2 protein-coding genes and 1 pseudogene are annotated in these 12,573 nt (G+C 60.0%); all 3 read left to right on the top strand.

Translation table 11 applies throughout. The features are described 5' to 3' along the window. Positions 1-120: 120 nt before the first annotated feature. Positions 121-11,445 (top strand): two-partner secretion domain-containing protein, encoded by an 11,325-nt coding sequence (locus DXT59_RS15985; RefSeq protein WP_116137857.1) that lies wholly within the window; start codon positions 121-123, stop codon positions 11,443-11,445. A gap of 9 nt (positions 11,446-11,454) precedes the next feature. Next, positions 11,455-12,075, top strand: coding sequence for a hypothetical protein (locus DXT59_RS15990; protein ID WP_116137858.1), 621 nt, complete (start codon positions 11,455-11,457; stop codon positions 12,073-12,075). A gap of 239 nt (positions 12,076-12,314) precedes the next feature. After that, positions 12,315-12,573: pseudogene (locus DXT59_RS30965) on the top strand (hypothetical protein); the annotation flags it as partial.

Below are 12,573 nucleotides of genomic sequence, written 5' to 3' on the forward strand. Positions count from 1 at the left end.
ATCTAAGTCTATCGGGACGTTAGTGGGTCCAGGCAAGAGGCCCGGGCGGGACCTCGGAACGGTGCAACCGATGCGACGCCCAGTTGAATAAGAAGTAAACGAAAAAACGAAGATACCGACATGACCAAGTCGATACGGGGAAGCTGGCAGCGGTTCGAACAAGCACGTGCGGCGAGAGAGCGGCTGCACCTGCATTCGGGCGAGCACATCGCAGGTGACGAGACGCGTCGCTATCGCGCATGGCAGCGCGTAGTGAGCGCGCTCGTTGCGGCTACCCTGTTCATTGGTCCAATCACGGTGACGGTCGAGCAAGGCCGTATGGCGGCCGGCGTATTGGCCGCGGGTGATCGTCGTCTAAGCGATGACGCTTGGCGCGAGATCCAAGATCTTGCGCAATTGCGCATTCGCTTCGCGATGCAAGCGGCCGAGGCCGCGGCGATTACCGACCCGACCGCACCGATTTCTTTCCAACCGAAGATCACGCAATCGACGGGATCGGGCGGTGGTGTACCCGTCGTCAATATCACAGCGCCTAATGCCGCTGGGATCTCGCTCAATCAGTATCAGACCTTTAACGTCGACCCGGTCGGGTTGATTCTGAACAACAGCCTGCAAGGCGGGACGACGCTCACGGGCGGCAATGTCACGGCCAACCCGAACTTGAACGGGCGCACGGCCAGCATGATCGTGAACCAGGTCACCTCGACCGGCACTGCGTTCATGAGCGTGCTCAACGGTCCGCTCGAAGTGTTCGGCGCGCCGGCCACGGTGATCATCGCGAACCCGAACGGCATCGCAGTGCGCGGCGCGGGGTTCACGAACACGATCGGCGTGACCTTGACGACAGGCACGCCGCGATTCTTGACCGCACTCGGTGGGACGCAGACGGACTTCACGAACGCGCAGGCGGTGGCGTACGACGTGAAGGGCGGGCATATTCAAATCGAAGGCAATGCCGGCACGAATGGACCCGGGGCGGGGATTGAGGGGACGGTCGGCACGATCGACTTGATCGGCGAAACGGTGGGGATCAACGCGCCGCTTTATGCGGGGACGCGGATCAACGTGATCGCGGGCGATCAGGTGGTGAGCCCGGCTGCTACAGGTGCGACGGGTACGACGTACGCGACGCAGTCGAACGGGAGCGCGAATAACGCGGCATCGATCGGCAATGCGACGCAAGGTTATGCGATCGATGCAACGAACTTCGGGGCGATGACGGCAGGACAGATCGCGGTTATCGGGACAGCGCAAGGGATGGGGGTGAGAACCGACGCGGCGCTGTCGGCCAATGCGGGGAATTTGACGCTGTCGTCGAATGGGGATTTGACGGCGGGTAACCACGCGGCACAGCAGGAAGTGTCGATCACGAGCGCGGGGAATACGACGCTGTCGGGGACAGGGCTGGGGGTTGGCGGGTATCAGTTGAGCGCGGGTGGGGATGTGACGTCTGGGGGGACGTTGCAGTCGCAGGCCACGTTGTCAGTGGTGGCAGGCGGGAACGTCAACATTGCAAATGCGCAATCGGCCGGCGATATGACAATGACCGGCGGCGCGAATGTGACCGCTGCCAACATCCAGACCGGCGGCAACCTATCTGTGGCGGCGCAAGGCGCGGGGGGCGGCGGTGACGTGACTTTGAACGGCACGAACATCGTAACGGGCTCCACTACGCTGACGGCAGCGCGTGATATCGATGCCGATGGTCAGTTCGCAAGCGGCGCGTTGCAGGCCACCGCCCAACGCGACGTTAACGTCAATTCCGCGCTTCAAGGTTCAAGCGACATTGCGCTGACTGCCAAGACCGGCAATGTGAACATTCGCGCGAACATCAATGGTGCGAGCAACCTCGCGATGTCGGCCGGACAGGCGATTGCGATCGATGCTCAGGCGACGGCTCAACACGCCGTTTCACTCGCGGCAGGCGCCGTCTCCGTCAACGGATCGCTCGCAAGTGGCACCACGTTGAATGCAAATGCGACAGGGGCCTTCGGTGTTGCGGGATCGTTGATGGTCGGCACTGACGCGTCGATTGACGCGGCGAGTATCGACGTACCCGGCGTATTCATCGCGCAAGGCAACGGCGTGATGAATTCGCTCGGCGATATGTCAGGTACAGGCTCGATCGCATTTGGCCAGAGCGGAACCCTTGCAAGCGGGCAAGACATAACGCTAGCCGGCAAGCTTCTGTCGAACGGATTGCAAGTCACCGCTGCCAACTCGGTGACACTCGCGAGCGTGCAGGCCGGCGGGGCGTTTTCCGTTGTAGCCAACGGGAAAGCCGGTGGAGGGGACGTGACGCTCAACGGTTCCACCGCGGCCGTTGGTGCGACGAGCGTACAGGCGGCACGCGACGTGATCGTGAACGGCACGCTGGCCGGCGGCGCTCAGGTGGAAGCGAGTGCGCAGCGGAATGTGACCGTTGCAACTACCGGCACCATACAGTCGATCGGTGATCTCACCGTGACTGCAACCAAGGGCGAGTTCCAATCGAACGGGACGGTCAATAGCGGAGGAAAACTATCGGCCAGTGCCGCAGGCAATCTTTCGTTGAACGGATCGACGACGGTCACCGGGGACGCGTCGCTCACTGCAGGGCAAGATTTGGTGAACACCGGCACGCTGGCCGGTCAGAGTAGTGCGTCTCTGCGTGCCGACCATGACGTTTCGCTCGGCGGGACGAGCGGCTTCACGAGCGATGTCGCGGTCAGTGCAGCGCATGACCTTTCGGTGTCGGGCTTTCTGCAAGGAAACAACGTTACGCTCAACGCCGCGAATTCAGCGGTGCTGAACAACGTGCAGGCCAATGCCGCCCTGTCGATAAGCGCACTTGGCAATGCGACTGGCGGTGACGTCAACGTCAACGGCTTGGTTACGTCACAGTCCGGAACGACCTTGACGGCGGCGGGCAAGGCGTCAATCACCGGCAGTCTTGCCTCGTCAGGAGCGCTCAACGTCTCCTCGGCACTCGATACGTCGATTTCGGGGACGGCGAAGTCAAACGGCAGCATGACGTTGGCTAGTACCTCGGGATCGTTGACGAGTACCGGTGTCGTGGAGTCAGGTACGGACCTGACTATAAACGCCGCGAGGTCGATCAACCTCGGAACGAATTCGACCTCGGCGCTTGGCAATATGTCGCTGACGGCGGGTCAAGACATCGTCACGAATGGGACCGTCGTTGCGCAAGGAACGGGCGCGCTGAAGGCAGGGGGCACGATTTCCGGTGCCGCCTCGTTGGCGTTCGGGTTGGACGCCAGCCTGATTTCGACGGGCGATACAGCCCTTACCGGATCACTACGCGGCGCGACCGTGCAGACGAGCGCGGGCGGGAACAGTACGCTCAACAACGTGCAGGCCGGCTCCGTCATCGCACTTGGGGCCACGGGTAATCTAAGCCTGACGGGGACACTCGCGGGCGGATCGACGGTCGCGCTGACCGCCGGCAATGACATCAACGTGAGCGGCTCTTTGCAGTCCACGGGCGACATGACGCTGGCAGCCTTGGGCGGCAACATCGGTCTGGCCGGCTCATTGAGCAGCAATGGCAATCTGTTGGCGCGGGCCGGAAGCGATGTCAATTTCGGTGGGACGACGACCGTTGCCCTCGATACAACCCTGCAAGGCGGACGCGACGTCAATGTGACGGGAGCCGTGAATGGACAAGGCAACGGCACGATCGTAGCCGGCCGCAACGTCGGCGGCAACGGAACCATTGGATTCGCGCAAGCAGCGAACCTTACGGCGGGCGGCGACATAGCGCAGGGGGGCTTGGTTCAAGGTAAGACCGTTGTCGCCGCTGCAGGCGGAGATGCGGTCGTCAACAACATCGAATCCGCCTCGAGTATTGGTCTGAGCGCGGGCAACGCGACCATCGGCGGCCTCACCGTGAACGGCACCGTGGGTGCGGCGGGCGCGGTGACGGCGACCGCGACCGGGGGGATGGCTGTCGCGGCGAACGGCAAGATTGCGGCGGGGACGACTACCGCTCTAACCGCCTTGAGCGACATCGTCGTTGCCGGTGCGATCGAATCGAACGGCAATATGTCGATCACGTCGCAGTTTGGCAGCCTCAATGCGACTGGCGGGATCAACAGTGGCGGCGCGCTGGGTATTACCACGGGAATCGACCTTGCGTTGGGGACGAGCACGTCTGCGATTGGTGATGCCACGCTTAGCGCCGGACGCGACGCCGCGCTCGGCGGGACGTTCGTTGGCCAGGGGAACGGATACATCATCGCGGGCCGAGACATCACGGGCGCAGGCACGCAGGCATTCGCGAATGCGGCCGTTCTTGCCGCGCAACGCAATATCTCCCTTTCGGGTTCGTTGCAGGGCAACTCGATTCAGGCAACGGGAGGCGACAACGCGGGGCTGAACAATGCCACTTCTTCGACTACGTTGAAGTTAACTGCTCTCGGACTGGGCGGTAACGGCGATGCCTCGGTGACCGGAGCTACAAGTGCGACAGGCGCGATCTCGCTCAATGCGGCGCGTGACGTCGTTGTGACGGGAGCAGTGGGAAGCAATGCAACGTTGACGATGTCCGCGCAACGTAATGTCACGACGAGCGGGAGCGCAACATCGGCCGGCGACCTCAACGTGACGGCGACCAATGGAAGCGCGACGTTTGGGGGCAGTACCACTGCGACCGGCGCATTGAATGTCGCGAGCGGACTGGATACCCAACTTGGCGGGAATATCGCAGTCTCAGGCAACGTCGGGGTACAGGCGGGTCGCGACGTTCAGTTGACGGGGGCTTTGGCAGGACAAGGCACGGGCACGCTGACTTCAGGTCATGACATCACGGGTGCCGGCTCTGCCGCATTTGCGCAAACCACGACGCTGCAATCGGCCCACGACATTGCGCTGACGGGTTCCTTGCAAGGCTCGAGCGTCACAGCTACCGCGGGCAACAGTGCGGGCTTCGGCAGCGTTCAGGCTGTGACAGGGAACTTCGTAGCAACTGCCAACGGAACCGGCGGTGCGGGGGACATTACCTTCAGCCGTGCGGCGACAGCGCAAGGTGCGATGACGTTGCAGGCCGCTCGCGATGTGATAGCGGTTGGCTCGCTGAGCGCCGGAGGAGCGACGAGCATTACAGCTCAGCGCAACGTGGGCATCGGCTCGGCTAATTCGACCGGCGACATAGCGATCGGCGCCGGAGGTAGCCTTGCCGTCAGTGGCATTGCGATTACAAATGGCAATCTGAACGCAAGTGCGGGCAATGACCTTTGGATGGGCGCCGCGCTGGCTAGCGGAGCCATGAACTTGAGCGCTCGCGGCGCAAACGGCGCGGGCGACGTTGCGATTGGCGGCCTGATGGGATCGGGGGGCATCGCCAATGTCTCGGCGGCAAGAGACATCTCGGTCGGAGGAGACGTATCGACTGGCGACAAGCTGACGCTGACCGCCGGCCGCAATCTGTCGGTCGGCGGAAGTATCGATGCCGGGGGCGACACGAACCTCACAGGAACCGCGGGGAATATCGCGGTGATTGGCACGACGTCGACTGTCGGCAACTTGAATGCGCAGGCGGCGGGTTCGCTCGCGATGGGTGGGGGGCTCGTCAACGGCGGCACGACGTTGAGTTCCGGCGGCACAACGACGTTGACGGGGATGCTCGCCGGGCTGAACGCCGCAAATATCAACGCCGGTGGTTCGATAACCGGTGGCGGGAACCTGACCTTCGGCGGTGACATTGGGCTCAACGCGGGTTCCGGCATTGCGCTTGGTGCTATCCAAGGTGCCGGGCAGTTTACCGCGACGGCAAATGGCGATATGTCTTTCGGCGCTGCAACGACGGTCGGCAACGTAACGGCAACCTCGCATAACGGCAGCGTGGCGTTCAACGGCGCGCTGCAAACGGGCGGTAATGCGCGGATTCAAGCGGCCAACGACGCTACGGTGGCCGGTGGCATTGCGTCGATGGGAGCGACCAACGTTACGGGTACGAACGGCAACGTATCGATCGGCGGCGTGTCGAGCAACGGCGATGCGACGTTGACTGCAGGGAAGACGCTGACGCTGAGCGGAACGAGTGTGGTGGCCGGGCAACTCGCGCTTACCGGTGGGAACGTGACGTTGACCGGGACGGCGAGCGGCTCGAAGAGCATTGACGTGAGCGCGCAAGACACGCTCGACGCGAGCAAGGCATCGCTCGTTGCGACGCAGAACCTACGGGCGAGTGGAACGAACGTCACGCTCGGGAATGCGATCGTCGGCGGAACGTTGACCGTACAGGCATCGAATCAGTTGTCGCTGGTTGGCAGCGCAATCGACGTTGTGGGGGCCGCGTCGCTTAGTTCACAAAACGGGCTTACCAACGCGACGAACGTGCTGGCTGGCGGCGGACTGTCTGTTTCGGCCGGCAATCTGACGAATCTGGCCAATGGTTCGTTCGCGTCGACGGGCACGACATCGATCCAAGCGACGAACTTTGCAAATGCTGGCTTGGTGAATGGCGCGACGACCACCGTCAATGTCGCAGGGGCGCTCACGAACAGCGGCTCTTTGATGGGCCTCTCGGCACTTACGATCAATACCGGATCGCTGAACAATCAAAGCGGGTTGATCTTTGCGGGGGATCCGAACACGCCGAATGCGCCGACAAAGGGTGACGTTGCGCTGACGATCAACGGCGGCGGGAGTGCGTTCAACAACGTCGGTGGTCAATTGTTGGCGCAGCGCAACTTAGCGTTGAGTGCAGTGAATGCCGCGATCGATCCGTCGCAAGGAACGATTAATCAAGGAGGACAGCTTTCGATCACCGCTGGGTCGATCAGTGTCAATGGCACTTGGAATTACGGCGGGCAGAGTGTTGCGATCAACGGGCTGAACGGCATTACAAATAGCGGAACGATGACTGGCGCCGCACCGTTGACGATTTCGACCGGGGGCACGTTCACGAACCTCGGCAACGTCGCTGGCAACGACGTGACGTTCAACGGAACGCTTTATAACGCTGCCAACGCGGTGATGCATGCGGGCGATGTGCTCGCGCTCAATGGCAATACGACGAATCGCGGTACGGTTGAGGCGGTGAATGCGGTCAACGTAACCGGAGGATCGTACGACAATCAGGGCGCGACGACGCAGGCGCAGGGGAACGTAAATCTTAATCTTAGCGCCGCGCTTTTGAATACCGGTGGATCGGTGTTTGCCGGGAATAATTTAACGGTCAACGCAGCTTCGGTTGTGAACGACCAAACTGCGCCAACGGGACAACAGACGATAACGACCGCGGTAGTTGACCCTTCAGTTCTTTGGTCGGGCGCTGTCGGCACCAAGGGAATTGGATACGAATACATCTTTGGCGGGGACGGAGGTGAGCTCTCTGCCGGATATAACACAGTGTCCGCGACGCTTGGCGACCTGTTAGCTCCGACGGGCTCCACGACGAATAGCTCGCCGACGGCGCCGGAAGGCCATTGCTTTGATGGTTGTTCCATCTCGGCGTCTCAACCTGTTGCCGGCTCAGGCTCCGTTACGTTTAACGAGTATGACGGCGTGTGGGTCGTCGGAACGATAGCCGGCGGTAGTCTTCAGGCTTCGCGGACGTTCGTATTGCCGACCGTCTATGAAACCACCACTACCCAGCAGCCGGGCGTGTCCGGCACGTTGTCGGCCGGCAACGCCATCGCGCTGACTGCTGGCTCGCTGTCGAATCAAGGCGGACAGATTGCAGCACAAGGCAGCGTGACGTTGAATATTCAGTCGCTTTCAAACGGTGCAGTGGCGCCTACGCTGGCCACTCAAAGTACTACCTTTGTTAGTCAAAGCGACTATTCTGCGTTTCTATCGCAGCTACGTGCGCTGGGGACGATCGAGGTCCAGGGTACGGGCAATTCCACTGGCGCGTTCGATTGCGATTCTGCGCACTATTGCTTCGTCGGCTCTCCCTACGCGCCGACTACGTTTCAGATCGTAAGCGGTTCCACGGCCCCCTCCGCGACTGGATCGCTTACAGCGTCGACAGCGACGGGGATGATTGCAGCCGGTAGCAATGTCAACATCGCCTCCGTCGGCAATCTCGTCAACGCAGGATTGATCTATGCCGGCAACAATGTCCAATTGCTGGCCGGCACGTTGACTAATGAAGGTGGGAATCAGCAAAGCTATTCTTCTCAGGTCGGGTGCGCTTCAGGTGTTGCCGGGTATGCGTGTGGCAACGGAGGATCGCCGCGTGGAACCAATCCGGTTACGACAACGTTCAGCTACAGCCAAAACGACGCCACGATTTACGCAGGGAACGACCTTGTCGTCGCGGCGGGTCAAGTCAACAACACATACGGGAATTTGCTCGCCGGTCACGACATCGTGATCGGCGGCATTGGCTCGACTGCCAACTCGACGACGCCTGCACAAAGTCTCAACAATACGTCCGGCAATATCGTCGCGGGCAACAACATCACGCTTAACGTTTCAGGGGCGATCACAAATAATCTGCCACCTCCTGTTCCGGTGCATGAGAACTATGGTTCGAAGGAGCAGTACTCCGGCTGCATGACCGCGGGTGGCTATAAGGAAAGCTACTGCGAAGGATATGTCGATCAGCAATCCGGCAGCTCGTCGGTTATCAGCGCGGGTAACAATCTACAGATCGCTGCCGGTACGTTGACGAATATCGGTAGTTTGATCGCGGCGGGCAACAGCGCGACCATCAACGTGACCGGCCCCGTTGTCAACGAGGCGCAGACGCTCAACGCCTACTGGCATTCTCACTGGGTGCAAGAAACGGGGATGTTCAGTAGCGACAAACGCCACGACATTTGGGCGTGCGGTTCGGCGGCCGAATGCACAGCGCTATACGGCAGTGCCTACACGAGCACCGGCGGCACGATCGATCCGCCGCAGCCGGTTGGCAACATCGCTGCGACTATTCAAGCACCAAACCTTTCGATTTCGTCGAACGGCCAAATCCAGAACGTCGGAAACGTTATCGGAACGTCGGTTTCGCTGACGGGCCAGCGGCTCATTAACGGTATTACGACGGCGAACACCTATACGCCGCGCGTGAACAACCCATCGCAGGTTATTTCGTTGAGCCCCGTGGACTTGCCGGGATTGAACCTGGCGATGCCTCGCTCGGTCGGGACAGGGAAATTGCCCACGCCCGTCGCAGGTCAAGCTTCCTATGTGGATGCCTCGCTCGGCGCTTCGGCCGTGGGTTTTGTCGGCCCGCAGGATTTGATCCAAAACCTACCTTCGAACTTGCAACCTAGCTCGACGCTGTTCTATTACAACCCGCAGGAAGAGAATCTGTTGCTCCAGCAGGCGGCGCTGCAACAAACGGGAAAGGCGAGCTTTGTCGATGGATTGACTTTCGATAGCAAGAACAACATATCGGTGACGGACCAGGAGAAGGCATACCTGTATCAGAACGCCATCGACTATGCGAAGGCGAATGACATTCAGCTTGGCGATGCATTGACGCAACAGCAGGTCAGTGCCCTCGACAAACCGATGCTTTGGTATGTCGAGCAGACCGTACCGGATCCGTCATGCAAGGCGACAGGTACGGCCACGTGCCCGACTATTACCGCTTTGATGCCGCAGGTGTACCTGCCGACGAATACTGCAGCGATGTCGGCTGGCGGCAACATCGAAGGGCAAGACGTTACGCTGAATTTCGATAAGGACGGCAACGGCAGCGTCCTCAACACGGGAACGATCTCGGCGTCGAATACGTTGACCGTCAATACCAACACGCTGACGAACGAAGCGAATCAGGTCGACGTTGGGCAGATTTGGGAGAAAGTGAAAGGCGGCTACATCGATACGACCGGGACGGAGGTCCAGCCGGGCGGGTTCATGAGCGCGGCGAACATGGACCTTAACGTGCAGACGTTGAACCAGGTCGGCGGTGCGCTCCAGCAATTGAATGCTGACGGCACGGTTGATCAAGCGGGTACGCAACAAACGCTAGCTGCGCTACAGCAGCAGTTAGGCGACCAGTTCACTCAAACGTCCGTCACGGACCATCTACATACGGACTTCGTGAAAGACGGCGGTGGGCTTCCGATGTTCGTTGTCGCAGCGATTGCGATTGCCGCATCGATCGTGACGGCGGGGGCGGCCGCAGCGGCGTTTGGCGTCGCGATGGCGCAGCTATCGATTGGATCGGTCCTCATTGGCGCGCTCGGTGGCATGGTAGGAAGCGCGGTTAGTCAGGTTGCGTCTGGTCAAGGCCTTAACTTTGGGCAGATTCTTCAGGCTGGGGCGATCGGCGCTATCACCGCCGGTGCATTTGCAGCGATGGGCGCCAGCACGCAAGCACTCCAACAGTTCGGAAGCAAGATTGCGAATGGGACGGTTGGTCTCGCGGACATCGGCAATGCAGTACAGGTTGTGATCGAGCGCGGCGTGGTTACCGCAACTGCCGAGAGTGCGATCGAAGGCGCCAATTTTGGGCAGGCGTTGGAAGGTAGTGCGATTAGCGACCTTGGTGCGATCGGTGCTTCAGCGATCGGGACGGAATTCGATGGCCAGAATGAACATCCGGATATCAACAGTCCGCTTTACGTCGGAAGCCATGCCGTGTTGGGTTGCGCGCTGTCCGCTGCGCAGGGAACAGGTTGTGTCGGGGGGGCAATTGGGGGGGCAGTATCCGCAGCCTCGGCTGAAACAATTGCTTATGAAGTCACTGGGGGACAAGGCAACCCGAATTCCGCTCAGCTGGCGGCAATCACGTCGCTGTCCATGCTTGCGGGGGGCGGTCTTGCTGCCGCGCTGGGCCAAAACGCGGACGGAGCAGCAAGTGCGGCCGAAAACGAGACGTTGAACAACACCTGTGGTAGCGATGACCCGCATGGCTGTGGAAAGGCGTTAGGTTTGGTTGGCACTCTAGCGGGGGGCGCCGGAGCGTTTCTAGCCTCGCTGTTTGCTGACACGGCAACCGAGGGCCTTAACCTTCCAGCGACGCTGGAGGAGGTGGTGGCGGGAGCAAAAGCCGGCCGGAAAGCAGGAACCGCAGTCGGCAACTCGCTCGACTCGATGGCTTCCAAGAGTACTAGCGATGGCGCTGGCGGTAGTTCTGCCGGCAGCACGGGTTCGGGCCAAAGCGCGGAAGGGACAGGGGGCGGGACTAATGCTACTGGTTCTACACCGCCGAAGGTCGGGCTCTACAAGGGGGCGACACAGGAGACGATCGATAAAATCAATCAGGTTATTCAAGTGGCGGAGGACACCACCACTGGGTCGGGAACGAAAAATTTCACGATGCCGACGCAATCGTCGCGGCAGGCCGCGTTCGATTATTTGGCTGAAGGTGCTGAACAAGCTACGATCGAGACTCCGAAAGGCCCGATCCAGTCGGCGACGCTAGCCGACGGTACGAAGGTTGTGTCCCGCCCGTTCAGCAGTAGCATGAGCGGGAACACGCCGACGATCCAGATCATAAGACCGGGCGGCGGTACAGCGCTTGAGATCCGGTTTCCCCAGTAAGGACAAGCCATGAGCAAGTATCTTCCGTTCTTGCATGAAAACGATGACGAACGCTTCTTTTGCCTCGACCCGGTCGAGGTGGAGTTCTCCTTGAATGTGAGGAAACTCTTCGACTATTCGCACGGGGAACGTTTCGACGAACATGTAGTCGGGAAGTTGGGGCTGCGAATCGGCTTCTTTCTCCATACCGCACAAGCGGCTATGGCGGGAGACGAGTCTGTGTTTGAGAAATTCTTTTCGTCATTGCAAGAGTGTGGTGTGACGTGCCTTTATGCTTTGCCGACTGGGTATGACTATGATTCATTGAATGAGAAGACGATGGAGGTTACTGAATATGATCCGCCGTTAGTTGCAAAAATCTCGCCTAGTGCTTCCGACTTCGGAAAAATCAGGCGCGGGCTGATTGGATTGCTTTTTAACCAGAGCTATTTGTTTTCCCCGTGTCTGACATACGGGTTGTTGGACTGGAATGGTCATCATTCGCTTTTTCTTGGGCCATCGGCGTTTATCGAGGAGGTTTTAGGAAAGCGAGTCGAGGACACCTGGGAGCCAGTCAAGGTAGACACTGAGATCGAGTCGACTGTCTTGACTCGCTTGAGAGCGGCCATGGAGGCATACGGAATCTCATAACGCCTTCGGAATGGTCGGCCAGTTGTCCTTGTGACCGTTTTCAACAGCCCGCGACTGGCGTTGCGGATCCTATGTGTGAATAGGCCTACGTGATCCGGAGGGCTGCGCTTCAAAACCGACATGTCGCTCAAAATAGTGTTAGCTGCGATGAGGACAAGGAGGCCTTCGGGCAGGACCTCGCGACGATGTAACTGAAGATTTGATGCTGCTGCATACGAAAGCCCGCCTATGAAGGTCGCTTGGCCGGTCTGCTGCAACGCCGCCTGCTGCCTCTATCAGAACGCGTCGACTATGCGAAGCACAACAACTTGCAGCTCGGTGTCGATCTCTCGCAGACGGAAGTCAATGCGCTAACGCAGCCGATGCTTTGGTACGTGGAGCAGACGGTACCGGATCCGAGTTGCTTGTCTACGGTGTTTGTCAACGTAGTTGTCGCGTCGCTTCACGCGCACTGCTTTAATTCGGCTCGGGGCATACGCTCCGGATTGAGCCAGACTT

The organism is Trinickia diaoshuihuensis (assembly GCF_003390925.1).
Lineage (GTDB): Bacteria > Pseudomonadota > Gammaproteobacteria > Burkholderiales > Burkholderiaceae > Trinickia > Trinickia diaoshuihuensis.

Coding starts and splice junctions, on each gene's coding strand:
- DXT59_RS15985 (WP_116137857.1), top strand. CDS start 121: ATGACCAAGTCGATACGGGGAAGCTGGCAGCGGTTCGAACAAGCACGT.
- DXT59_RS15990 (WP_116137858.1), top strand. CDS start 11,455: ATGAGCAAGTATCTTCCGTTCTTGCATGAAAACGATGACGAACGCTTC.